Source organism: Streptomyces sp. NBC_01217, assembly GCF_035994185.1.
Lineage (GTDB): Bacteria > Actinomycetota > Actinomycetes > Streptomycetales > Streptomycetaceae > Streptomyces.
In genome coordinates this window covers 5,943,967-5,967,183 of the sequence record NZ_CP108538.1, presented here as the reverse complement: position 1 = coordinate 5,967,183, position 23,217 = coordinate 5,943,967, and the positions used below count along the sequence as shown (strand labels likewise).

The 23,217-nt window shown below is 71.0% G+C and carries 22 protein-coding genes; 7 read left to right on the top strand and 15 right to left on the bottom strand.

The genetic code is table 11. The features are described 5' to 3' along the window. Positions 1-78: 78 nt before the first annotated feature. From moeZ to OG507_RS26775, 12 genes are all read right to left on the bottom strand, one after another. Entirely contained in the window at positions 79-1,257 is a 1,179-nt protein-coding gene (gene moeZ, locus OG507_RS26830) for an adenylyltransferase/sulfurtransferase MoeZ (protein ID WP_327369730.1), read from the bottom strand. An 85-nt stretch (positions 1,258-1,342) separates the two neighbouring features. After that, positions 1,343-2,203, bottom strand: coding sequence for a spherulation-specific family 4 protein (locus tag OG507_RS26825; protein WP_327369729.1), 861 nt, complete (start codon positions 2,201-2,203; stop codon positions 1,343-1,345). Next, complete coding sequence (locus OG507_RS26820; protein ID WP_327369728.1) at positions 2,191-3,156, bottom strand: NAD-dependent epimerase/dehydratase family protein; 966 nt, start codon at positions 3,154-3,156, stop codon at positions 2,191-2,193. The genes OG507_RS26825 and OG507_RS26820 overlap by 13 nt, the downstream gene beginning before the upstream one ends. Positions 3,157-3,335: 179 nt before the next feature. After that, the gene (locus OG507_RS26815; protein WP_327372100.1) at positions 3,336-4,394 is read right to left on the bottom strand and encodes a hypothetical protein; all 1,059 of its coding nucleotides are present in this window, start codon (positions 4,392-4,394) and stop codon (positions 3,336-3,338) included. A gap of 604 nt (positions 4,395-4,998) precedes the next feature. Continuing rightward, the gene (locus OG507_RS26810) at positions 4,999-6,870 is read right to left on the bottom strand and encodes a DUF3492 domain-containing protein (protein WP_327369727.1); all 1,872 of its coding nucleotides are present in this window, start codon (positions 6,868-6,870) and stop codon (positions 4,999-5,001) included. A gap of 190 nt (positions 6,871-7,060) precedes the next feature. Continuing rightward, positions 7,061-8,671, bottom strand: coding sequence for an ABC transporter ATP-binding protein (locus OG507_RS26805; RefSeq protein WP_327369726.1), 1,611 nt, complete (start codon positions 8,669-8,671; stop codon positions 7,061-7,063). Continuing rightward, positions 8,668-9,657: an ABC transporter permease gene (locus OG507_RS26800; protein WP_327369725.1), complete on the bottom strand. Its 990-nt coding sequence runs from the start codon at positions 9,655-9,657 to the stop codon at positions 8,668-8,670. The genes OG507_RS26805 and OG507_RS26800 overlap by 4 nt, the downstream gene beginning before the upstream one ends. Next, the gene (locus tag OG507_RS26795) at positions 9,654-10,679 is read right to left on the bottom strand and encodes an ABC transporter permease (protein ID WP_327369724.1); all 1,026 of its coding nucleotides are present in this window, start codon (positions 10,677-10,679) and stop codon (positions 9,654-9,656) included. Before OG507_RS26795 ends, OG507_RS26800 begins: the two co-directional genes overlap by 4 nt. A gap of 2 nt (positions 10,680-10,681) precedes the next feature. Then, positions 10,682-12,406, bottom strand: a complete 1,725-nt coding sequence (locus OG507_RS26790; protein WP_327369723.1) for an ABC transporter substrate-binding protein — start codon at positions 12,404-12,406, stop codon at positions 10,682-10,684. A 226-nt stretch (positions 12,407-12,632) separates the two neighbouring features. Further along, positions 12,633-12,728: an Ms4533A family Cys-rich leader peptide gene (locus tag OG507_RS26785; RefSeq protein WP_327273062.1), complete on the bottom strand. Its 96-nt coding sequence runs from the start codon at positions 12,726-12,728 to the stop codon at positions 12,633-12,635. 168 nt (positions 12,729-12,896) lie between these two features. Beyond that, positions 12,897-14,186 (bottom strand): DUF3152 domain-containing protein, encoded by a 1,290-nt coding sequence (locus OG507_RS26780; protein ID WP_442811018.1) that lies wholly within the window; start codon positions 14,184-14,186, stop codon positions 12,897-12,899. 8 nt (positions 14,187-14,194) lie between these two features. Continuing rightward, positions 14,195-15,157, bottom strand: coding sequence for an alpha/beta hydrolase (locus OG507_RS26775; RefSeq protein ID WP_327369721.1), 963 nt, complete (start codon positions 15,155-15,157; stop codon positions 14,195-14,197). Positions 15,158-15,266: 109 nt separating this feature from the next. Between OG507_RS26775 and OG507_RS26770 the strand changes: the two genes are divergently transcribed. The 4 genes from OG507_RS26770 to OG507_RS26755 all read left to right on the top strand — a co-directional run bounded on the left by OG507_RS26770 (position 15,267) and on the right by OG507_RS26755 (position 17,092). Beyond that, complete coding sequence (locus OG507_RS26770; protein ID WP_327369720.1) at positions 15,267-15,482, top strand: hypothetical protein; 216 nt, start codon at positions 15,267-15,269, stop codon at positions 15,480-15,482. A gap of 168 nt (positions 15,483-15,650) precedes the next feature. Continuing rightward, positions 15,651-16,292, top strand: a complete 642-nt coding sequence (locus OG507_RS26765) for a TetR/AcrR family transcriptional regulator (RefSeq protein WP_327369719.1) — start codon at positions 15,651-15,653, stop codon at positions 16,290-16,292. A gap of 156 nt (positions 16,293-16,448) precedes the next feature. Then, positions 16,449-16,676 (top strand): DUF3107 domain-containing protein, encoded by a 228-nt coding sequence (locus OG507_RS26760; RefSeq protein WP_164495152.1) that lies wholly within the window; start codon positions 16,449-16,451, stop codon positions 16,674-16,676. Positions 16,677-16,828: 152 nt separating this feature from the next. Next, positions 16,829-17,092 (top strand): hypothetical protein, encoded by a 264-nt coding sequence (locus OG507_RS26755; RefSeq protein WP_327369718.1) that lies wholly within the window; start codon positions 16,829-16,831, stop codon positions 17,090-17,092. A 36-nt stretch (positions 17,093-17,128) separates the two neighbouring features. Here the strand turns inward: OG507_RS26755 and OG507_RS26750 are convergent, their stop codons facing one another. Beyond that, complete coding sequence (locus OG507_RS26750) at positions 17,129-17,863, bottom strand: ferritin-like fold-containing protein (RefSeq protein WP_327369717.1); 735 nt, start codon at positions 17,861-17,863, stop codon at positions 17,129-17,131. Positions 17,864-18,348: 485 nt separating this feature from the next. Here OG507_RS26750 and OG507_RS26745 point away from each other — a divergent pair, with 485 nt between their 5' ends. Beyond that, on the top strand, positions 18,349-20,187 hold the full coding sequence (locus tag OG507_RS26745) for a DEAD/DEAH box helicase (RefSeq protein ID WP_327369716.1): 1,839 nt from the start codon (positions 18,349-18,351) through the stop codon (positions 20,185-20,187). A 129-nt stretch (positions 20,188-20,316) separates the two neighbouring features. Continuing rightward, entirely contained in the window at positions 20,317-21,153 is an 837-nt protein-coding gene (locus OG507_RS26740) for an alpha/beta fold hydrolase (protein ID WP_327369715.1), read from the top strand. 15 nt (positions 21,154-21,168) lie between these two features. Here OG507_RS26740 and OG507_RS26735 read toward each other — a convergent pair whose 3' ends face one another. Then, positions 21,169-22,065 carry an NYN domain-containing protein gene (locus OG507_RS26735; RefSeq protein WP_327369714.1) on the bottom strand — a complete coding sequence of 299 codons (897 nt, stop codon included), beginning with the start codon at positions 22,063-22,065 and terminating at the stop codon, positions 21,169-21,171. Between the two features lie 209 nt (positions 22,066-22,274). On the opposite strand from OG507_RS26735, the gene OG507_RS26730 reads away from it, so the two are divergent. Beyond that, positions 22,275-22,427: a hypothetical protein gene (locus OG507_RS26730; RefSeq protein ID WP_198676864.1), complete on the top strand. Its 153-nt coding sequence runs from the start codon at positions 22,275-22,277 to the stop codon at positions 22,425-22,427. A gap of 78 nt (positions 22,428-22,505) precedes the next feature. Here OG507_RS26730 and OG507_RS26725 read toward each other — a convergent pair whose 3' ends face one another. Further along, the gene (locus OG507_RS26725) at positions 22,506-23,111 is read right to left on the bottom strand and encodes a MarC family protein (RefSeq protein WP_327369713.1); all 606 of its coding nucleotides are present in this window, start codon (positions 23,109-23,111) and stop codon (positions 22,506-22,508) included. Positions 23,112-23,217: the final 106 nt, after the last annotated feature.

Genomic DNA, 23,217 nt, shown 5'->3' with positions numbered 1-23,217 from the left:
CGTGTGAGCGTGTGAGTAGGCCGAAGGGGCCGGTCCGCAGCGCGCGGACCGGCCCCTTCTCCATGCTGAACCGAGCGTTTAGTACACCGGCTTCTCGGGCTCGATCTGGTTGACCCAGCCGATCACGCCGCCGCCCACGTGCACCGCGTCGGCGAAGCCCGCCGACTTGATGACCGCGAGGACCTCGGCGCTGCGGACACCGGTCTTGCAGTGCAGGACGATGCGCTTGTCCTGCGGGAGGCCCTGGAGGGCGTTGCCCATCAGGAACTCGTTCTTCGGGATCAGCTTGGCGCCGGGGATCGAGACGATCTCGTACTCGTTCGGCTCACGGACGTCGATGATCTCGATCTTCTCGTCCGCGTCGATCCACTCCTTGAGCTGCTTGGGAGTGATCGTGGAGCCGAGCGCCGCCTCCTGGGCCTCCTCGGACACGACGCCGCAGAAGGCCTCGTAGTCGATGAGTTCGGTGACGGTCGGGTTCTCGCCGCAGACCGCGCAGTCGGGGTCCTTGCGGACCTTGACCTGGCGGTACTGCATCTCCAGGGCGTCGTAGATCATCAGCCGGCCGACCAGCGGGTCGCCGATTCCGGCGAGCAGCTTGATGGCCTCGGTGACCTGGATGGAACCGACCGAGGCGCAGAGCACCCCGAGCACGCCGCCCTCGGCGCAGGAGGGGACCATGCCCGGCGGGGGCGGCTCCGGGTAGAGGCAGCGGTAGCAGGGGCCGTGCTCGGACCAGAAGACGGACGCCTGGCCGTCGAACCGGTAGATCGAGCCCCAGATGTACGGCTTGTTCAGCAGTACGGCCGCGTCGTTGACCAGATAGCGGGTGGCGAAGTTGTCCGTGCCGTCCACGATCAGGTCGTACTGGGCGAAGATGTCCATCACGTTGTCGGCTTCGAGCCGCTCCTCGTGAAGGACCACGTTCACGTACGGGTTGATGCCCAGCACCGAGTCCCTGGCGGACTCCGCCTTGGACCGGCCGATGTCGGCCTGGCTGTGGATGATCTGGCGCTGCAGGTTCGACTCGTCGACCTCGTCGAACTCCACGATGCCGAGCGTGCCGACGCCGGCCGCGGCGAGGTACATCAGGGCCGGCGAACCGAGACCGCCGGCGCCGACACAGAGCACCTTCGCGTTCTTCAGCCGCTTCTGCCCGTCCATCCCGACATCCGGGATGATCAGGTGGCGGGAGTACCTGCGGACCTCGTCGACGGTGAGCTCAGCAGCTGGCTCGACCAGGGGTGGCAGCGACACAGGAACCTCAACAATGCAGGTGGTCGGTTTTTACGTACTTCAGCTACGTACGGTTGTTCTCCCCGTAACACTGCCACGCCCCCTGTCATTCCGAGATACCGGGTCCGATCCGCGAGACGATTTCGTCCCAGTACCTGGGCAGCGCCGCGAATGGGTCAGTTTGTCCGTTCCGGCCGTCCCGGTCCGTGAAGAAGATGGTGCCCGCGCCCTGCCAGCGGGCGATGCGCATGGCTTCTTCGAGATGGCTGCGCGGGACGCCGTGGACGAAGTGCGCGAACCGCTCCGGCGGATAGGCGGCGGTCCACTCCGCCACCTGCGACCAGCGGTAGTCGGTCCACGGTCCGCGGAAGGTGACCAGTTGGTCGGCGACCTCGGCATAGCCCGGATGCGGATGGGTGCCCAGCCCCAGCACCAGCAGCCCGCGCTCCTCCGCGTGATCGCTGTCGCTGCCGCCTTCGCTGCCGCCTTCGCCGTCGCTTTCGTCGAGCAGCGTGGCGAGTGTGCCGGTGAGACGGCGGACCGCCGGGAGGTCGGCGCGCCCGGCCGGGCACCGGCCGAGATAGAAGCCGTCGACGCGGTACCAGTCCAGGAAGGACTGCGCGTCGGCGATCAGCTCGCCGAAGGGGCGGCTGCCGAAGGCCAGATCGAGGTGGCCGAGCAGCCGGCCGCCCGTCGCGTGGGTGGCCGGCTGCGGGGCCCGGTCGCGCATGGCACGCTCGCGGGCGTTGCGGAGCCGGCCCGCGGCCTCCAGACAGTGCGGGTCGGGGCGGGCGCCGGGGCCGTCGTCGATGTTGAGGACCGCCCAGTGCAGCGGGGTGCCGGGGCGGGTGAGTTCGGCCCACTCGGTGGGGGCGAGCAGCGGATGCGCGTATCCGGGGACGCCGAAGCCGAGCTGCTCGGCACCGCTGGTCCGCAGGGCGGTGTCGGTGGGGATCAGATACGGCACGCCGCCTCCATCCAGATGTCGGCCAGGGACTCCTCCAGATTGATCCGGGGGCGCCAGCCGAGCCGGTCCCGCGCCGTGCGGACATCGGCCTGCTGCCAGGCGCCGCAGCCGTCCGGGTAGGGGGACGGGGTCGCCGAGAGGTGCTCGATGACCGACTCGGTGGAGGCGCGCGGGGCGCCGATGGGCAGCCGGGGCGGGGGCGCGTCGAGTTCGTGGAGTGCGCCCGCGTATCCGGCGACCCTGGCGAGGACGGCGGCCGCGTCCCGGAGCCGCACGGCGCGACCGGTCCCGATGTTGACGACGCCCTGCGCGGCGGAGAGCGAGGCGGCGTGCACGGCGCGCGCGACATCGCGTACGTCGACGAAGTCACGCTGGACGCCGAGGCCGCTGAGCTTCAGCTCGCCGTCGCCGGACTGCATGGCCCGGCGCATCGCCTCGGCGAGCCTGCCGAGCGGGGAACCGGCCGGGGTGCCGGGGCCGACCGGGGAGAAGACCCGCAGCACGACCGCGTCGAGGCCGGAGCCGAGGACGAGTTCGGTGGCGGCGAGCTTGCTGACGCCGTACGGGCCGCCGGGGCGCGGGATCGCGTCCTCCGCGGTCGAGGAGCCGGGCTGCGAGGGCCCGTACTCGGACGAACAGCCGACCTGGACGAGCCGGGCCGTACAGCCGCTGCGCCGCATCGCCTCGCAGACGGTGGCGACGGCGACGGTGTTGTGGCGGGTCAGGTCGCGGGCCCCGCCGCGGGTGGCGCCCGCGCAGTTGACGACGACTCCGGGGTGGACGGCGTCCAGGAAGCGGGTGAGCGCGCCGGGGCTGCCCCCGGCGAGGTCGAACCGTACGTCGGCGTCGTCGCCGCGGCCGAGGGCGGTGAGGTGCACGGCCGGGTCGGCGAGCAGACGGTCGGCCACGAACCGGCCGAGGAATCCGTTGGCTCCGAGCAGCAGCACCCTCATCGCGCGCCCCCTCGGTGCCGACGGCGGGCTGCCGGTGCGGGGGATTGGGGGGTCATGTCCGGTGTCTCCTTGAGGAAGTGTGGTGCGGTACGGGGCGAGGACCCGCGGCGTCGGCTCCGCGGGGGTGTGCGGGTGGTTCGTATGTGCGGGCCGCGATGGTGCGGCTTCGGTCGCGCGGGTTACGCGGTGGAGCGGGTTTCGTCGCCGGGTGTGGTGTGGGCGGATGCCCGGGAGAGGGCGACGGTGGCGGTGGTCAGCAGCCCGAGCGCGGCTGCGCCGCAGGCGACGGCGGATACGGCTCCGGTGCCGGCCGCCGCGACGAGGACGTCGACGGGGCGGGCGAGGAAGTGCAGACCGGGCAGCCGCCCGGCCAGGACCAGGGCGGGTGCCAGCGCTTCGAGGGCGCAGGCGGCGGCGAGTCCGGCGGCCGCGGGCTCGGGGAAGCCGTGCACGGTCAGCAGCCGGGCCAGCAGGAGCAGCACACCGAGCGCCGCCGCCCCGACGAAGGGGCCGCCGCCCCCGTATCCCAGCTGCGCGATGTACAGCAGCGCGGCGAGGACGCACAGATGGAGTGCGACGGCCCCGAAGAGCAGGGGGCGCACGCCCGCGGCGAACTCCTCCAGTGCACGGCTGCCGATGAGTTTGCGGTGGGCGTGTACGGAGAAGAGGTGGGCGCACCAGGCTGCCGGGGCGACGGAGAGGGCCAGCCCGAGCAGCGGGGCGGGGGTGAGCGTCCAGGGGCCTTCGGGGCCGCCGCTGAGCACCTGGTCGAGCAGCGCGTCGCCGTACAGGACATAGCCGAGGAGCCAGCAGCCGTACACATGGGCCGTGCCCACGGAGCGGCCCTCGGCGTGCAGGGGGCCGCTGCGCAGGCTGAGGGTGAGTCCGATGAGCGCGACGAACGCTCCGGCGAGGGCGATCGCAAGCCGTCCCTGGCCGCCGAGCACCCCCTCGGTGAGCCTCAGAGCCCCGGCGGTCGCGATGCAGGCGGCGCCCGGCACAAGGGCGCGGAGCGACCATGCGGCGCGCGTCTCGGTGTCACGCTCCGGCGCACGGAGCGCTGTTGCGGGCTCCCCCGCCACGCCGGGTACCCGGGCGAAGAGCTCCTCGGCGAGCGAGAAGACATCCCGGTGCCGGTAGCGTGCGGCGGCGCGGTCGGTGACGCCGTGGGCTTCGAGCCCGGCGGCGATCTCCAGCGGATCGACGGCCCGTTCGCACAGCTCGCGGTGCCGGTGCATCAGCGACTTCACAGGATCGGCGGGCCCACGACGCGAGGCGCCGAGCCTGCGCACGGGGGCGGCCCGCGCGATCTCGGGAGCACGAGGGTTCACCTCCCGGGCCGCGGCGGCCCGTTCGGCGACGGCACTCTCTGCGGCGGGCTGCGCTGCGGCGGCGCTCTCCACGGTGGGGGTTGCCGCGGCCTGTCCTGCAGTGGCCTTCTCGGTGGTGGTCTTCGGTGCGGGATCGGGATCGGCGTCGGGAGCGGTCCCGGTCGCCTTTACGTCACCGGCCTCGACGGCCCGAGAAGTCTCGTTCCGGGAGCCCTCGTTGCGAGAGGCCTCGTCCCGGACAACCTCGTTCCGGACAACCTCGTTCCTGGCAGCCCCGTCCCGGGGCGCCTCGTCCGGGACGCCCCAGATCGGCTGCGACATCTCCGCGGCCGGCGTCTCGGAGACCAGGGCCCGGGAGCGGTGGTCCCAGCTTCCGCCGGGGGGCGGTGTGGCGGGGGCGTCGGACACCTCGGTCGGGCGGGCCATGCTGATTCCTCCGTGATCGTCGCCGACTGCGTCGGACCGTCCGCGCCCGCCGCCGCGGCCCGGCCCGGCCGTCCCGCGTTCCTGTTCACACATCGCCGCCACCCGCTCCCCGCGCTCCCGCGCAGACGGGCCGCGACCCGGCGGCCCAGCTGGGTGTGCGGCCGGGCGCGCCCGGCCGGGCGGGGTCCGAGGCCGTCCACGGGCCCAAAACATGCGCCTCGGGCGGGGTGGCGAACGGGCGCGGTCCGCCGTCGGCGTTCACCTCGTCGGCCTCCCTGCGCACCGGGGCGTGCGAGATCAGTTCCAGGTAGATGCCGCGAAATGCCGCGAGGTTCTGTTCGACGGTGAAGAGTTCGAGCGCGCGGGCGCGCGCCGCCGCTCCGAGCCGTGCGCGGCGCTCGGGGTCGCGCAGCAGCGCCAGGCAGGCATCTGCGAGCGCCCGGGGATTGCGCGGGGGCACCACGAGTCCGGTACCGCCGATGACTTCGACCACCGCGCCGACATCCGTCGACACCGTGGCCCGGCCGCAGAACATCGCCTCGACCAGGCTGATGGGGAAGCCCTCGACCACGCTGGACAGGACGACGACCCCGCCCGCCGCATAGGCCTCCGACAGATCCGGCACCTCGGCCCCGCCGATGTCCTCGAAGGAGACCGGGTTGTCGCCGACGGCGTGTGCGTCCGTGGCCTCGTCGGGGAACAGCTGGGCGGCGAGCGCCCGGCAGTGGGCGAGATAGGTGGCGCCCTCCGGGCCCTGTGCCGGAGCGCCGATGATCCGCAGCCGGGTGTCCGGTTCGGCCTTCCGCACCTCGGCGAAGGCGTGCAGCAGTGCGATCAGGTCCTTGGCGGGCTCGATCCGGCCGACCCAGACCAGCGTGTCGTCGGGACCGCTGTCGCCGCTCTCCCCCAGCGCCGTGAACCGGCCGGACTCCATGCCGGGGTGGACGGTGCGCAGCTTCTCGCGTTCGGCGCCGCACCGTTCCTGCCAGCGGCGGGCGTGGGTGTTGCCGGGGGTGATGAGCGCGGCCTGCCGGTACACCTCGGTGGCGAGCCGGCCGTGGAAGTTGGCGAGCAGGGCGCGTACCGGCGCACTCAGGGGGGTGCCGGTCGCGGAGAGGTAGTGCGCCCGCAGCTGCACACCGTGCTCGGTGACCAGCAGCGGCACCCCGAAGAAGCGTTTGGCCAGCAGTCCCGGCAAGGCCGCGGCCCCGCCGGACGTGGCGTGGCAGAGGTCGACCGCGCCGAGGCTCTCCTCGTCGTACCAGTCGAGGGAGAGCGGGCGCAGCACCCGGTCGAGCTCCCGGGCGAAGGCCAGGAAGTCGGGGACGGTGGCGCTCTGGACCGTACGCCCGGTGCCCGGGGCACGGCAGGCGGCTTCGAGTACGCGTACGGCGGTTTCGGAGCGGAGCGCCGCGGGAAGCCCCCCGTGTTCGCGGGCCAGTTCGGCGAGTCCGTACAGGCCCTCCGTGAACTGCGCGTCCGCGACACCGGCGGCTGAACTGCCCGTACGCCCCTCTTCGCTCCGGCCGCCGAAGCCCGCGCCCCCACTCGCGCCCCCGACCGCGCTCTCACCCGCCCCCGCGGTGTCGTCCTCGCCGCTCGCCGGGCCCCCTGCGCAGACCGAGGTCGCCAGAGCCGTGAAGTGCGCCGCGAAGCGCTGCCGTTCGCGCCGTCCGTAGGAGCGCCCGCCCCCGCCCGTCACCATCCTGGCCAGCAGCCCCTTGGGGGCGTGGGTGCCCAGGACGTCCTCGTCGGCCGTCCACAGCGGCGCCGTCCGCACCCGGCTGACCTGCTCCGGGAGCTGGACCCAGCCCTGCGCCTCCTGTTCGGCGGAGCGGCTGAGCGCGAAGAGATCGAACTCGTGCTGCGCGAGTCCGCGCACCAGACGGTCGCACCAGAGTCTGGACTCACCGGTCGCATACGGATAACCACCGTCGGTGAGGAGTCCGATCCGCACGAGTGCACCCCCGATCTCCCTTGTGGGCGGCCGCCGTTGGAACGACGACTCACAGCGGGACGACCGTAAGCGGATACGCCGGTGGTGCGACGGACGGTTGTCCGTCGCACCACCGAAAGGGGTGAACCGTCGTAACTTTCCCGTCCCGATCGCGTTCTGTCGCGCTAAGGGAAGGCCCGGTTACGCAGGGTCAGGCAGCGGCCAGCTCCTTGCGGGCCGCGCGGCGCACCGCCGCGAGCGCCGGATCAAGCGCGGGAACGGCCGCCAGGAGCTGCTTGGTGTACGGGTCGCGGGGGTCTTCGTACACCCGGTCCACCTCGCCCTCCTCGACGATCCGGCCCTGTCGCATGACGGCGACCCGGTCGCTGACCTGCCGTACGACGGCGAGGTCGTGCGCGATGAAGACCAGGGCCAGCCCCAGCTCCCGCTGCAACTGCGCCAGCAGCGCGGTCACCTGGGCCTGGGTCGTCACATCGAGCGCGGAGACGGCCTCGTCGCAGACGATCAGTTCCGGCTCGGCGGCCAGTGCCCGTGCGATCCCGACGCGCTGGCGCTGTCCGCCGCTGAACTCGTGCGGGTAGCGGTCGTACTGCTCGGGGTCGAGTCCGACCCGCTTGAGCAGATCCCGTACCCGTGCCCGGATCACACTCTCGTCGCGCTCCCCGGACGCCCGCAGCGGGTCGGCGACCGATTCGCCGATCGAGCGGCGCGGGTTGAGGGAGGAGACGGGGTCCTGGAAGACCATCTGCACCCGGGCCCGGCGGGTGAGCTGCCCGGAGGTGGGCTCCAGCAGTCCGACGAGCATCCGCCCGAGGGTGGTCTTGCCACTGCCGCTCTCGCCGACGATGCCGAGGGTCTCGCCGCGGCGGACGGTGAGGGAGACGCCGTCGACTGCGGCGAGGGCGGACTTGCCGCGGCCGAACACCTGCCGGACATCGACGGCTTCGACCAGCGGCTCGCCGTCGAGAGGCGTTTCGCCTTCGGCACCGCGGCTCCGCCCCGGATCCCGGTCCGGGGCCGCCGTACCGGCCGAAATGCGTGGCACCGCCGCCAGCAGCGCCTGGGTGTACGGCTCGCGCGGCGCCACGAGCAGCTCGCCCACCGGCCCCCGTTCCACCGCCCGCCCCGCCTGCATGACCAGCACCTCGTCGACCGATTCGGCCGCCACGCCCACGTCGTGCGTGACCAGCAGCAGACCCATGCCCGTCTCGCGCCGCAGACTGTGCAGCAGGTCCAGGATCTGGGCCTGGACGGTGACGTCCAGGGCGGTGGTCGGCTCGTCGGCGATCAGCAGCTGGGGCTCGCAGGCCAGGGCCATCGCGATCAGCGCCCGCTGCCGCATCCCGCCGGAGAACTCGTGCGGCCGCGACCGGGAGCGCCGTACCGCGTCGGGAATCCCGACCCGGTCCAGCACCTCGACGGCCCGGGCCCGCGCCGCCCGCCGGGAGACCCGGTTGTGGACCCGGTACACCTGGGCGATCTGGTCGCCCACCGCGTAGTACGGGTCCAGCGAGGACAGCGGGTCCTGGAAGACCATCGCGGCCTTCGCGCCCCGCAGGGACCGCAGCTCCGCGTCGTCCGCCGCGTTCACGTCGACCCCCGCGACCCTGATCGAGCCGCCGACCTCGGCCCCGGTCCCCCGGTGCAGTCCGAGCAGGGCGTACGCCGACGCGCTCTTGCCGGAGCCGGACTCACCGACGACGCCGAGTGCGCCGCCGGCCTCCAGCGAGAACGACAGCTGCCGCACCGCCCGTACATCGCCGAACGCGATCGAGAGATCGGAGACTTCGACCAGGCTCATGCCAGCACCACCCGTCGGTCGGCCATCGCCTGGAGAATGTCCGCGACGGCATTGGCAAGGACGACGAAGAATCCGGTGACGAGCACCAGACCGACGACCACCGGAAGGTCCACGTTCTTCACGGCGTCGACGAGTTCGCGGCCGACCCCCGGAATCCCGAAGAGCGATTCGGTGAGCACGGCACCGCCGAACATCGAGCCGATGTCCAGTGCGCCGAGCGCGATCACCGGCGCCAGCGCACCGCGCAGCGCGTGCCGCCCCACGAGCGCCCGTTCACCGACCCCGTACGCCCTGAAGGTGCGCACATGGTCCTCGGCCAGGGTCTCCAGCATCGAGGACCGGGTCATCCGGGCGTACGTGGCCGAGGACACCAGCGCCAGCGTGACCCAGGGCAGCAGCAGGTTCCAGGCCCACTGCTCCGGGTCGTCGGTCAGTGGCACATAGTCCGGGAACGGCAGGATCTGGAGCGCCGTGACCAGGATGATGATCAGCAGCAGACCGCTGACGAAGACCGGCGTGGCCACGCCGGCCAGGGTGACCGCGGTGAGGATGCGCTCGGTCGGCCGGCCGCGCCGCCACACCGAGAGCAGCCCCGTGCCGACGCCGAGCAGGATCGACAGGGCGAAGCCGCCGACGGCGAGCGAGGCGGTGGCCGGGAGCTTGGCCATGATCAGCTCGGTGACCTGCTGGTCACTCTGGTACGAGAGCCCCAGGCAGGGGGCCTGGCAGTGCAGTACGCCGGTGCCGGTCGAGTAGTCGCGCCCGACGAAGAGCGCCTGGAGGAAGTGCGCGTACTGCAGGTACAACGGGTCGCCCAGGTGCAGCTGTTCGCTGACCTGTGCCACCTGTGCGGGCGAGCAGCGCGGGCCGCAGGCGATCTGTGCGACGTTGCCGGGGGCGACGTAGAAGGCCGCGTAGACGACGAGGCTGAGCGCGAGCAGCACGAAGAGCGCCCCGCCGAGGCGCCTGAGCAGGAACCACTTCACGAGGCGGCCTCCTTCTTGCGTCGGGTGCCGATGCTCCTGCGTCCGCCGCCGGCGCTCTTGCGTCCGGTGCCGATCCGCAGCCGGGATTCGGCGCGCGGGTCGAGTGCGGTGCGTACTCCCTCGCCGAGGACGGTCAGCGCCAGCACCGTGACGAAGAGCAGGAGAGCGGGAATCAGCAGATAGGTGGGCGCCGCCTGGTACCAGGTGTCGGCATCGCTGAGCATCTGTCCCCAGGACGGAGTGGGCGGCTTGATGCCGACACCGAGGAAGGACAGGCCCGCTTCGATGACGATATTGGCCGGGAAGAGCAGCACGGCGTACGTGATGACGGGCGCGGCCAGTGCGGGCAGCAGCTCGCGCCTGGCGATCTGCCAGGAGTTCCAGCCGCTGAGCCGTGCGGCGGCGACGTGGTCGAGCGATTTCAGCGCGAGCGTCTGGGCGCGCACGACCCTGGACGTACCTGCCCAGCCGACCAGGCCGATGATCACAGCGATCAGGACCGGGCGCGGGAAGCCCGCAGGGACGACGGCGAGCGCGCCGAGCGCGATCACCATGAGGGGCAGCGCGACCACGACGTCGGTGACCCGGCTGAGCGCCTGGTCGACGAAGCGGTTGCCCAGTCCGGCGGCGAGGCCGATGCCGACCCCGGTGATCACCTGGACCAGAGTGGCGCCCAGCGCGACGCCGAGCGAGACCCGTGCCCCGTAGACGACACGGGCGAACAGATCGCGCCCGGTGAGCGGTTCGACACCGAGCCAGTGCTCGCCGCTGATCCCGCCGAAGGAGCCGAGCGGCACCCCGCCCGTGGCGGAGTCGACGAGGTCCGGGTGGTACGTGGTGGGGTCCTGGCCCTCGATGCCCGCGAGCAGCGGCGCGGCGAGCGCGATCAGGACGAGGAGGGCGACGACCACGGCCGCCACGACGGCCGCGCGCCGGGCGCGCAGCCGTCGCCAGAACAGATGCGCCCCGGAGGCGGGGGCCGCAACGGCCCCCGCCTCCTTGGCGAGCAGAGCTTCGGCCATGGTTACTTGACCGCGACCTGCGAGATGTCGAGCACACCGGTCCAGTCGCTGATGACGACGTTCTTGATGGCCTCGCCGTACAGACGCTTGTAGACCGGGTGGAACAGCGGCACGGTCAGCGCCTGCTCACCGACCTTCTTGTCCAGCGCGCCCCAGCGCTGCGCGGCGGTGCTCAGGTCGGTCAGCTTGTTGATCTCGTCGATCTCCTTGTTGACCGCGGGGTCGTCCAGCTGGGCGGAGTTGAAGTTGTATCCGGCCTTGACGATCTGGCGTCCGTCGAAGATCGGTGCGAAGAACGGACCGCCGGACGGCCAGTCGGCGCCCCAGCTGGCGGCGAAGAAGCCGGGCTCGGTCTTCACGCTGTGGACCGTCTCGGAGTAGTCGTTGCTCTCCAGGCCCTGGAGCTTGACGGTGATGCCGGCCTTCTTCAGCGCTTCCTGGAGCGCGGTGGCGAGCTCCGGGCTCGCTGTGTCGCTCTTCTCGTTGGAGTGCGTGAAGGTGACGGTCAGCCCCTTGGGGTAGCCGGCCTCCTTCAGCAGTTCCTCGGCCTTGGCCGCGTTGCCCGACTTCCCGGCCGGGAAGTGGTCGTACGGGGTGTAGCCGAACGACTTCTGGTCGGGCAGGAAGGTGGTGGCGGGCTCGGCGAGCGAGGAGCCGCCGGCCGCGTTGACGACGGAGGAGCGGTCGATGGCGTACGAGATCGCCTGGCGCACCTTCGGGTTGTCGAACGGCTTCACCTTCGGGTTGAAGGCGAGGTAGATGGTCTCGCCGAAGTGGCCGGTGCCGACGCGGGCGGCGAGCTTCTTGTCGCCGCTGACCTTGGCGAGCTCGGCCGGGCCCAGGTTGGTGTCGGTGGTGACTGCGGCCGCGTCCCCGCCCTGCGACGCGGAGAGGCGCTGGTTGATGACGGCGGAGTCGAGTCCGGAGCGTACGTCGATCCGGTCGGGATAGGCCTTGCGCTCCTCGTCGGTGGCGGCCGACCAGTGCGTATTGCGCTCCAGGACGAGGCGCTCGCCGTCGCCCTCGTTCTTGACGACCTTGTACGGCCCCGAGGAGATGGGGTGGTTCTCGTACTTGGTGCCGGTGTCCTTGGCCTTGGGCACCGGGGTCGTCTGGGTCTGCGTGGCCAGGAAGGGGAATTCGCCCTCCGGCTTGTTGAGGTGGAAGACGATCGTCTTCGCGTCGGGCGTCTCGATCGAGTCGAGGCCCTTCTTGTCCTTGTACGGACCCTGGTAGTCGGCGCCGCCGATCAGCCAGTCACGCAGGTAGGGCGCACCGCCGGAGAGCTCGGCGGCGAAGGAGCGCTCAATGCCGTACTTGATGTCGGCGCTCGTGATCGCGGTGCCGTCCTCGTACTTCAGGCCGTCCTTGAGGGTGTACGTCCACACGGTGGCGTTCTTGCTGGGCGTGCCCAGGTCGGTCGCCAGGTCGGGGACGACCTTCGCGCCGGCCGCGCCGCTCTCCCGGTTGCGGGTGGTGAGGGTGCGAAAGACGAGGGAGGGGACGTTGCCGCCGCCGGAGGTGTAGAGCCGCGCGGGGTCGAAGTCGCTCTGCGGGTTGCTGTTGAGGACGGTGAGTGTGCCGCCCTTCTTGGGCGTACCCGCCGCGCCGGAGTCACCGCCGCTGTCCTTGCTGTCCTGGGGCCCGCAGGCCGCGGCACCCGCAGCCACGACGAGTACTGCTGCGGCCGCTGCCACGCGGCGCGATATGACGGACGGTTGACGCATCGGAAGGTGACCTCTCGGAGTACTGCCTGAAGAAATGGACGGAGCGAATTTCCGTGCAGGCAACAACGAGAGCGGATGCAGATGGCCGGTCGGTACATGGGAAAAGTGACCGGAACGCCGAACTGTCGCGCCTGCGGGCGGAGTGCGACCGGGCGCGGCGCTCATGCGTGGCTGTCCGGCCCGGTTCAGGGCTCGGACAGCGGGCCGACGCGCGCTCGGGCAGGCGTCAGCAACAGTGGATGTCGGCGACGCTGTGCCCGGTCACGCCGATGAGCGCCAGCTCTATGGCGGCGCGCTCGGAAGTGACAGGACTGCGTGACATGCCGAGAAATATGAATCACTGCCCGAGGGATGTCAACGCGGAATGAGACAGCGATCTCACCATGCGGACGCATTTCGGGGCGTAGACGCCCCGACCGGCGGATGACGACAGAATCCCGCCCGATCGGTGAGTCGGCTCGCCACACCTCCCGGACCGTCCCAATCCGGTTCAACTGCCCGGATACACCCAGGCGTTGGGCCGGCACTTGATCCCGTCGATGTCCAGGGACTTGGTCTGCTGCTGCATCACCGGAGCGAGCGCTCCCGGCGTGCGGCAACTCACATGGTTGTGCCCCAGCCGGTGACCGACCTCATGGTTGATCAGCATCTGGCGGTAGGCGAAGAGCTTGTCCGGGCCGAATGTCGAGGACCCCTGGGCCCAGCGGTAGGCATTGATCATCACGCGGTCGGTCGCCGCGGAGTCGCACGAGACGTTGTCCTCGGTGGTGTCCAGGCCGGACTTGCGGCACCACTCCCCGGTGGTCCCGGGACTGGCCAGGGTGATCACGAAGTCGGGGTCGCCCGAGGAGATCCGCTCGAACGTCATGGCTCCGTCGTGCGCCCAGCTGCGGTCGTCGTTGAGCGTCTCCTGGACGGCGCGGGCGAAGAGCGCCGCGTCGAGTCCGAGGCCCTTCTCGACGTCGATCCGGTAGCGGTACTTGTGCCCCCTGCCCGGGGCCTTCGCCGACCCCGCGACGGCCTCGAACTTCCCGGAACCCTTGAGCTGGGGGGCGAGGGAAAAGGCCTTGGCCATCTTCTCGGCGTACGAGAGGGGCTGGACCTTGACCCGCGCCGTCTGAGGGGTCGGCCGGTCGTCCGAGCGGGAGGTGCCGTCGGAGCCGTCCCGGTCGACGCCGGCGCGCTGCGCCGCGCTAGTACCGCGGCCGCTGTCGTGGGCGACCTGCCCGGCCACGACCACCGCGAGCACGGTGGTCACCGCGGCCGCGGCGATGCCGGTGAAGGTCCGGCCCTTGGCGCCCTTGCCGTCCTTTGCGGGCGCGGGGGTTTCGTCGCCGCCGCGCGGCGGCTGCTCGTCCCACGCGCCGACGGAGCCGTACGGATCGGCCGACGGGGCGGAGGGCCGACGAGGTGCGGGGAGAGCGGGCGGTATGTCGAAGGCTTCGACGAACTCGCGCCGCGGTCCCGGTATCAGCGGCCGGGCACCGCCCTGAGCCGACCGGGTACCGCCTTGCGGCTGACGCCGGGTCACCGCCTGCTGCGGCCCCGTCCCCCAGCCGCCCCCGGGTTCACGCTGTTCGGGGTGGCCGCCGCGTACGTGGCCGGTCGACTGGAACGGGATGTGCCCGTCCGCAGCGGGCGGCGCGTCGTTCGGCCTCCGGCGCCGCCCGTTGCCGGGCCCCGGACGGCTGCTGCCGCGATCGCCGCTGCCCGCGTCCGCGAGAGCGGCTTCCATATCGGACCCCTTGGGCTTGGGGCCCTTTCGGCTATGTCGTCCCACGCCCTGGATCAGCTCCCGCCGCGTTCGTCGAGCAGTTCCCGGAACGCCTGGGCGACCGCCTCCGGGTACTCCATCATCGCCACGTGCCCCGCTTCGGGCAGTGTCAGCAGCCGCGAATCGCGGAAGGCCGCGGACGCCCTGCGTGCCATCCGGTACGAGACGAGCTGGTCCCGTCCGCCGTACACGAGCTGGGTCGGCGCGAGCACCCGCTCGGCCTGGCGCCACAGTCCGTGCTGCCCGCCGAGCGTGTACGCGTCGACGATGCCACGAGCCGAGCGCGCCATCGCGTCCCAGAAGTACGGCAGCTCCAGCCGACGCTCCATTTCCGCCACCGCTTCGCGGAAGCCGGATTCGGAGACACGTGCCGGATCGCCGTAACAGAGTGCCATGACTCCGCGCGTGCGTTCTTCCGCCGTCAGGTGCCTCGTCATCCGGGCGAACAGAGAGGCGACGCCCGGAACGGCGAGCAGTCCGGTCGGCACGGCGGGCCACTGCACCCGGATCTCGGGAAGCGCGGGCGAGATGAGGGTCAGCGTGCGCACCAGATCGGGGCGGACGGCTGCGACCCGGGTGGCCACGGCCCCGCCGAGTGAATTGCCGAACAGATGAACGGGCCCCCGCTCCTCCGCATCGAGGAACCGGATCACGGAACGGGCATGCCCGGTGACCGAGTAGTTGCCGTCGTCCGGCGGCGGCGAGTCGCCGAAACCGGGCAGGTCGACCGCCTCGCCGTCCACCAGGTCCTGGAGCAGCGGCATCAGCGCCGACCAGTTCTGCGAGGAGCCGCCGAGCCCGTGCACATAGAGCGCGGGCGGCAGCCCGGTCCGCTCCGGCGGCCGGGAGCGGACGGTCAGCGTCAGCCCGGGCAGCCCCACGGTGCACAGCTCCTCCCCCTCCGCGACCCGGACGGTACGCGCCGTGGCCGTCACCGCGGTGGCGGTGCGGACTCCCGGGAGCTCGGTCGAAGACATGCGGCAATGTTACGAGACGATCACACCGCCGTTCATGTGTTCGCGGTCACAGACCGCATAGCGCCTCGCAGAGCTAGCTCCTAGGCTCGAAGCAAGGAAGGGAGTCACCATGACGGTCGACCCCAGCGACCCGGAGACCTTCGAGGACGTCCAGCCGGACGAACCCGACCAGGAAACGCCCCGGGCGGACGCCGCCGAGCAGCGGACCGATCTCCAGCAGCAGCAGGACGAACCGCTCACGGACATCGACCGCGACAGCGCCAATGAGGCGGATGCGGCGGAGCAGGCCCGTGTTGTCGCACAGGATGAGGACGATTATCGCTAGTACGACCTGCTTTGACCCATCGGCCGGCGAATCTGTGGCTACCGCAGCCGTCCGGTCCGTGAAATTCTGCGTCCGCGCCGCGCGCACCCGGGTTACCGAAAAGTACGATGTCTGTACGGCGCAGCGTGTACGGAAAGGCTGTGTCCGATCACAATTTTGGGAGGCGGCGTGACAGCCATCGAGCAGACCGAGGCGGCGCGCCCGCGGGGCACTCGACTGCCTCGCCGCGCCCGACGCAACCAGCTGCTGGGCGCCGCGCAGGAAGTATTCGTGGCGCAGGGTTACCACTCCGCCGCGATGGACGACATCGCCGAGCGGGCCGGGGTCAGCAAGCCGGTCCTCTACCAGCACTTCCCGGGCAAGCTGGAGCTCTATCTGGCCCTGCTCGACCAGCACTGCGAGTCGCTCCTCCAGGCGGTCCGTACGGCGCTGGCGTCGACGACCGACAACAAGCTGCGCGTCGAGGCGACGATGGACGCGTACTTCGCGTACGTCGAGGACGAGGGCGGCGCCTTCCGGCTGGTCTTCGAGTCGGACCTGACCAACGAGCCCGCGGTGCGCGAGCGCGTCGACCGGGTCTCGCTGCAGTGCGCGGAGGCCATCTCCGACGTCATCGCCGGTGACACGGGACTGTCCAAGGACGAGTCCATGCTGCTCGCGGTCGGCCTGGGCGGTGTCTCCCAGGTGGTCGCCCGCTACTGGCTCTCCAGCCGGTCCGCCATTCCGCGCGACACGGCGGTCCAGCTGCTGACCTCGCTGGCCTGGCGCGGCATCGCGGGCTTCCCATTGCACGGCATCGATCAGCACTGACCGTCCGGCACCGGCGCGGGCCCACGGCCCCGGCCGGGGCACGTGTTCGCTGCGGGCGTTGCCCGCCGACCCCTGACGCCTCCCCTCAGCGGGCTAATGTGTCCTGCGTACGGCGCGGTTCACCGCGCAGGGACTGACCGTCGGAGGGACATAGCCGTGGAGGTCAAGATCGGGGTGCAGCACACGCCCCGGGAGATCGTTCTGGAGAGCGGGCTTTCCGCCGAAGAGGTCGAGAGCGCGGTCGCCGAGGCTCTCACCGGTAAGGCGCAGCTGCTCAGCCTCACGGACGAGAAGGGCCGCAAGGTCCTGGTGCCGGCCGACCGGATCGCGTACGTGGAGATCGGCGAGCCCAGCACGCGCCGCGTGGGGTTCGGCGCGCTGTAAGCAGCACGCTCGACGCAGTGGTCGTGGCAGCGGCCCGGTGGGATTCCCCCACCGGGCCGCTTTCCGTTCCAAGGAGGGTTGCGTTCCGCAACCCTCGGGTAGTACCGCTAACGACCGATTTACCCGCCCCGCAACACGCGAGGTGATCTTCTGTGATCCTGGAACCTCTCGGCTCCGTCGTGCTCGGACTCGCCCTCGCCTGGGTGGCGCTCCGCTCGCTGCCCCACCGGCTCCCGTCCCGCCGTGCCGTCTTCAGCACCGGCGCTCTGGGAGCCCTGTTCGGCGGGTTCCTCATGCACTCGGTGCTGGGCCCGGGCCATGCCGTGGCCACGCTGGTCGGCGCGGTGCTGGTCGGGGCCGTGACGCTCTCGCTGCTGGTCCGCAGCCGCCGCCTGAGCCGATCAGCGGCGGCCTGAACCGGCTCCGGACCGACCGGCGATTGCCGGTCGGTCCTACGCGGCCAGCCCCAGCGCGGCCATCCGCTTGGTGTGCGCCTCGGTGATCCGCGAGAACATCCGCCCGACCTCCGCCAGGTCGAACCCGTCGGCCACGCCCCCGACGAGCATGGTCGACAGCGCGTCGCGGTCGGCCACCACCCGCTGGGCCTGCGAGAGCGCCTCGCCCATCAGCCGGCGGGCCCACAGCGCGAGCCGCCCGCCGACACGCGGGTCGGCCTCGATCGCGGCGCGCACCTTCTCCACGGCGAAGTTGCCGTGCCCCGTGTCGTCGAGCACGGCGAGGACGAGGGAGCGGGTGTCCGAGTCGAGCCGGGCGGCGACCTCACGGTAGAAGTCACTCGCGATCGAGTCGCCGACGTACGCCTTGACCAGGCCCTCCAGCCAGTCGGACGGTGCGGTCTGGCGGTGGAAGTCGTCGAGCGCCTTGGCGAACGGTTCCATCGCGCCCGTCGGCTCCACCTCGATCGCGGTCAGCCGGTCCGTCAGCCGCTCGAAGTGATGGAATTCGGCGGCGGCCATCTTCGCCAGCTCCGCCTTGTCGGACAGCGTCGGCGCGAGTTTGGCGTCCTCGGCGAGCCGCTCGAAGGCCGCCAGCTCCCCGTACGCGAGTGCTCCCAGCAGGTCCACGACCGCTGCCCGGTACTGCGGCTCCACGGATGCGGTGGCCCAGTCCTGGGCGGCGATTCCGGTGGGCGCGGGGGCTTCGTTGGCGTTGTCAGACGTCTCCATGCAGCGCAGAATAGCCCGCCCGGCAGGGGACGGAAGGGGCTGGTCAGCCAGTGACATCACACCGTTCCGATGAATTCGCCCAACACACATGCGCGAATCCGGGGTACAGTGGTATTGCGCCTACTGAGTATTTTGGAAGTACCGGTGGCGCAAATCTCAAGTGAATCGAATGAGGATGCCCGGTCGGTGGCCCGATCGGCTCCGACCCGACAGCCCTCCACGCGGGGCGTACGCCACGTACGACCGCAGATGAGGGGCCCCCTCAGCGGTACGAGCGCTCGAGCGACGGCAGTGGTCCCGCGCCACCCGGCCCATCCACGGCCGGATGACCAACCCCGGCACGGTACGACCCCCAGCGTTCGCCTCGGACCGCGTCTCACAGAAGAGGCAGCACCCTGACTACGTTCCGAGACCTCGGGATTCTTCCCGAGACGGCCGAGGCCCTTGAGGCCGTCGGCATTGTGTCCCCCTTTCCCATCCAGGAGATGACGCTCCCCGTCGCACTCTCCGGCTCCGATGTCATCGGACAGGCCAAGACCGGCACCGGCAAGACGCTCGGTTTCGGTCTTCCGCTGCTGGAGCGCGTCACCGTCCCCGCGGACGTCGAGGCGGGCCGGGCCCAGCCCGAGCAGCTGACCGAGGCGCCGCAGGCGCTGGTCGTCGTCCCCACGCGTGAGCTCTGCCAGCAGGTCACCAACGACCTGCTGACCGCGGGCAAGGTGCGTAACGTCCGCGTTCTCGCGATCTACGGCGGCCGTGCGTACGAGCCGCAGGTCGAGGCCCTCAAGAAGGGCGTCGATGTGATCGTCGGCACCCCGGGCCGTCTGCTCGACCTGGCCGGACAGCGCAAGCTCGACCTGTCCCACGTCCGCGCCCTCGTTCTCGACGAGGCCGACGAGATGCTCGACCTGGGCTTCCTGCCCGACGTCGAGAAGATCATCACCATGCTTCCCCCGACGCGCCAGACGATGCTGTTCTCGGCGACCATGCCGGGCGCCGTCATCGGCCTCGCGCGGCGCTACATGTCGCAGCCGACGCACATCCGCGCCACCTCGCCCGACGACGAGGGCGCGACCGTCGCCAACATCTCGCAGCATGTCTTCCGGGCCCACTCGATGGACAAGCCCGAGATGGTCTCCCGCATCCTGCAGGCCAACGGCCGCGGACTCGCGATGATCTTCTGCCGTACGAAGCGCACGGCCGCCGACATCGCCGAGCAGCTGGAGAAGCGCGGCTTCGCGTCCGGCGCGGTCCACGGCGACCTCGGCCAGGGCGCGCGCGAGCAGGCACTGCGCGCGTTCCGCAACGGCAAGGTGGACGTGCTCGTCTGCACCGACGTGGCGGCCCGCGGTATCGATGTCGAGGGTGTGACCCACGTCATCAACTACCAGTCGCCGGAGGACGAGAAGACGTACCTCCACCGCATCGGCCGGACCGGCCGCGCGGGTGCCAAGGGCATCGCGATCACGCTGGTCGACTGGGACGACATCCCGCGCTGGCAGCTGATCAACAAGGCGCTGGACCTGAAGTTCCCCGACCCGGTCGAGACGTACTCCACCTCGCCGCACCTCTTCGAGCAGCTCGACATCCCGGCCGGCACCAAGGGTGTGCTGCCGCGCACCGAGCGGACCCGTGCGGGTCTGCGGGCCGAGGAGATCGAGGACCTCGGCGAGACGGGCGGCCGCGGCCGCAAGTCGCCCAGCGCGTCGTCGACGCCTGCGGTACGCGAGGAGCGTGCGCCGCGCACGCCGCGCCAGCGTCGCCGTACGCGGGGCGGCTCGACGCTCGATGAGGCCGCCGCAACCACCGCCGCCGTGCCGGCGCCGTCCATCGAGGTGGCCGACGCCGACGCCCCGTCGGAGCCGCGTACGCCGCGCCGTCGTCGCCGTACCCGCGTCGGTGCCCCGGACATCGCGGCCGAGGCCGCTGTCAGCACGGTGGAGGCCCCGGCCGCCGCTGTCGCGACGAAGACCGAGATCGCGGACGAGACTGCGGCCGAGACCAAGCCGCGCCGTCGCCGCGCCCGCGTCGTCAAGCCGGTCGCGGACGAGGTCGACTTCCAGATCGCGCCCATCGCGGAGCCGGTGCCCGAGGCGAAGACGGTGACCAAGCCGCGTCGCCGTGCCCGCGTCGTGAAGCCGGTCGCGGACGAGGTCGACTTCCAGATCGCGCCGATCTCCGAGCCCAACCCGGAGAGCAAGCCGCGTCGTCGCACGCGTGCGGCGGCCAAGCCGAAGGCCGATGCTGTGGCCGAGGCGCCGGTCGCCGAGGGCGCGGCGAAGCCGCGGAGGCGGCGGGCGGCCGCGGCCAAGGCCGAGGGCTGAGCGCAGACTGAACCGGGGCTCTGCCCCGGACCCCGCTCCTCAATCGCCGCAGGGGCTTGAAGCAAACGCCGGACGGGCCCGAGGTCATCCTCGGGCCCGTCCGGCGTTTGCCGGCATTAACCTCGTCCCATGAGCCGCCCGCCCACCTTCACCCCGCCCCCCTGTGCCCGCGCCCACCGGCTTCGTACCGGGCGTGGGGACTTCGCCGTGCTGGATGCCTCACCGCGTACCGCTCCGCGCGGTACCGCCCTTCTGCTACCGGGCTACACAGGCAGCAAGGAGGACTTCATCGCGCTCCTCGAACCACTCTGCGCCGCCGGGTACCGGACCGTCTCCGTGGACGGCCGGGGGCAGTACGAGACCGAGGGGACGGACCGTCAGGAGACGTACGCACAGGGCGAGTTGGCGCGCGATGTGCTCGCCCAGGCCGCGGCGCTCGACGGGCCCGTGCATCTGCTCGGGCACTCGCTCGGCGGGCAGATCGCCCGCGCCGCCGTACTGCTCGACGCCTCGCCCTTCCGTTCGCTGACCCTCATGTCGTCCGGGCCCGCCCAGGTCGCCGAGGCCCAGCAGGTCAAGGTGAAGATGCTCAGCGACGCGCTCGCGACGCTGAGCATGGCCGAGGTCTGGGAGGCGATGCTCGCCCTCGACCCGCCCGAGGACGCGGCGACCGACGGCGAGGCCCTGCGCCGGCGCTGGCTGCTCCACCGGCCCGCCCAGCTGATCGCCACCGGGCGTCAGCTGGTGAGCGAACCCGACCGGGTGGCCGAACTCGCCGCCGCCGCGCTGCCCTTCCATGTGCTCTCCGGCGAGCGCGACGACACCTGGCCGGTGCCGCTGCTCGACGAGATGGCCCAGCGGCTCGGTGCGCGCCGCACCCGGATCGCGGGCGCCGAGCACTCCCCCAACACGGACCGTCCGGAGCAGACGGCGTCCGCGCTCACCTCCTTCTGGGACAGCCTGTAAAACGCAGCCTGCGACTCAGTACTGCGACTGCAGGTGCTGCCAGAAGCCGTCGCGCAGCGCGCGCCGAAGGTGGGCATGGCCGCGCAGCGAGTGCTGCAGCAGCCGTTCGGCCTCGACCAGCAGGTCCTGGTCGACGGAGCCCGGCAGGTAGGGGTGTCCGGGCAGCAGATCGGCGAGGGACTCGCGGCCCCGGGCGGCCAGCCAGGCCGCGGCGATCTGCGCGCCCACGAAGCGGACGTCCTCGCGCGAGGGTGCGGGGGTGTCGTCCTCGTAGGTGGTGACGGGGCGTCTGGTGACGTATGGGCGGCAGAAGTCCAGGTCGAAGGTGCGCTGGCTGTCGACCTCCCAGAGCAGCGGTTCCGCCTGGTTGCGCCCCTCGCCCGCCTCGATGCCCCACAGGTGGACCCGGGCCCCGTACCCCTGCGCCGCCTCGACCGCGGACACCAGGTCCTCGTCGCCGCCGACGAGTGCCGCGTCGCTGATGGCGCGGTGCCGGGCGAGCGATTCGAGGTCGGTGCGGATGAGTGAATCGACGCCCTTCTGCTGGTTGTTGGCGTTGAGGTTGCCGAGTCTGACCTTGACGTCGGGGAGTTCGGCGATGGACTGCTGCTCGACGGTGTGGATGCGTCGCCTGGCTCCGTCGTACCAGTACACGCGCAGCAGTCTGCTGTCCGCGAAGATCGTGCGGGCCTTGTCGATGAAGGCCTCGATCAGCCCTTCCGCGTCGAGGTCGAAGGAGCGGCGGTCCTCGGTGCCGGTGACCAGCAGTCCGGCCGCGGCGTACACATAGCCCGCGTCCACGAAGATCGCATGGGTCGAGGGTGTCTTCGACACCTCGGCGAGCACGCGCTGGAGCAGCGCGTTGGTGCGGTCCAGGCGCTCGCGGACCTCTGCGGCCTCTGCCTCGTTCATACGGACCCCGATGTCCGCGCGCGGTCCGTCGTCCACTGGTACTTAGACATCCAAAAAATTTCCTTAGCGTAGGGAATGTTTGCAGAGAGCATGCCGTTGTAACCCCATGGAGCACGAGACACAGGTGTCCGGTGCTCCACATCCTTGCGGACGGGTCACCCGTCCTCCCAGTAGTTCTCCAGCAGGAGGATCAGACGAAGGGAAGCCTTATGCGCTTCGAGATCATGCGACTCGACGATGTCGACGGTACCGCCGTGGACAGCACCGTCGTGGACGCCGCCTCCGTCAACCGGATCGTGCAGCAGGCCGCAGCCATAGGCCAGCGCATCTACATCCGCCCGGCCGAAAGCTCGGCTTCGTAACGCACAACGAAGTTTCAAAGACGAGGCGCCCCCGTACGGAAGGTCCGTACGGGGGCGCTGTGGTGTGCGCGGGCGCCGTCAGGAGCTCTGGATGACCTGGGTGACGCCGTTGATGATCTGCTGTACGGCGATGGCGGAGAGCATCATTCCGGCAAGCCTGGTCACCAGCACGACACCGCCGTCCTTGATGACCCGGATGATCAGCAGCGAGTAGCGCATGGTCAGCCAGAGCACGATGTGCATGGCGATGATCGCCGACCAGACCGAGATCTGGCTTCCCACGCTGTCGGCGTGCTGCACCGCCAGGATCACCGAAACGATCGCACCGGGCCCGGCGAGCAGCGGCATGCCCAGCGGTACGAGCGCCACGTTGACGTCCTTGGTCTGCGTCGGCTCGTCGGTCTTGCCGGTCAGCAGATCGAGCGCGATGAGCAGCAGGAGCAGTCCGCCCGCGATCATCAGGGCGGGTACGGAGACATGCAGATAGTCGAGGATCTGCTGGCCGAGGACGCCGAAGACGGCGATCACACCGAAGGCGACGGTCACCGCCTGGAGCGCCATCCTGCGCTGGATCCTGGCGGGGCGGCCCGCGGTGAGGGCGAGGAAGATCGGGGTGATCCCCGGCGGATCCATAATCACAAAAAGCGTGAGAAAAAGGGATCCGAAGACAGCGACGTCGAACACAGTGAGCCTTGCGAGGAGAGAGCGAGAAACAGCCTGAAGGAGCGCACCCCGAAGCCATGACGGCGGTCGGGGGCGTGGAGGGAGGAACGGGCGATGGTGGGTGGGC

What these genes read in the sequence shown, in the direction of transcription:
- OG507_RS26820 (WP_327369728.1), bottom strand. Translation starts at nt 3,156, where the DNA reads ATGAGGGTGCTGCTGCTCGGAGCCAACGGATTCCTCGGCCGGTTCGTG.
- OG507_RS26815 (WP_327372100.1), bottom strand. Translation starts at nt 4,394, where the DNA reads ATGCACCGGCACCGCGAGCTGTGCGAACGGGCCGTCGATCCGCTGGAG.
- OG507_RS26805 (WP_327369726.1), bottom strand. Translation starts at nt 8,671, where the DNA reads ATGAGCCTGGTCGAAGTCTCCGATCTCTCGATCGCGTTCGGCGATGTA.
- OG507_RS26795 (WP_327369724.1), bottom strand. Translation starts at nt 10,679, where the DNA reads ATGGCCGAAGCTCTGCTCGCCAAGGAGGCGGGGGCCGTTGCGGCCCCC.
- OG507_RS26790 (WP_327369723.1), bottom strand. Translation starts at nt 12,406, where the DNA reads ATGCGTCAACCGTCCGTCATATCGCGCCGCGTGGCAGCGGCCGCAGCA.
- OG507_RS26785 (WP_327273062.1), bottom strand. Translation starts at nt 12,728, where the DNA reads ATGTCACGCAGTCCTGTCACTTCCGAGCGCGCCGCCATAGAGCTGGCG.
- OG507_RS26775 (WP_327369721.1), bottom strand. Translation starts at nt 15,157, where the DNA reads ATGTCTTCGACCGAGCTCCCGGGAGTCCGCACCGCCACCGCGGTGACG.
- OG507_RS26770 (WP_327369720.1), top strand. Translation starts at nt 15,267, where the DNA reads ATGACGGTCGACCCCAGCGACCCGGAGACCTTCGAGGACGTCCAGCCG.
- OG507_RS26750 (WP_327369717.1), bottom strand. Translation starts at nt 17,863, where the DNA reads ATGGAGACGTCTGACAACGCCAACGAAGCCCCCGCGCCCACCGGAATC.
- OG507_RS26745 (WP_327369716.1), top strand. Translation starts at nt 18,349, where the DNA reads ATGACGCTCCCCGTCGCACTCTCCGGCTCCGATGTCATCGGACAGGCC.
- OG507_RS26740 (WP_327369715.1), top strand. Translation starts at nt 20,317, where the DNA reads ATGAGCCGCCCGCCCACCTTCACCCCGCCCCCCTGTGCCCGCGCCCAC.
- OG507_RS26735 (WP_327369714.1), bottom strand. Translation starts at nt 22,065, where the DNA reads ATGAACGAGGCAGAGGCCGCAGAGGTCCGCGAGCGCCTGGACCGCACC.
- OG507_RS26730 (WP_198676864.1), top strand. Translation starts at nt 22,275, where the DNA reads ATGCGCTTCGAGATCATGCGACTCGACGATGTCGACGGTACCGCCGTG.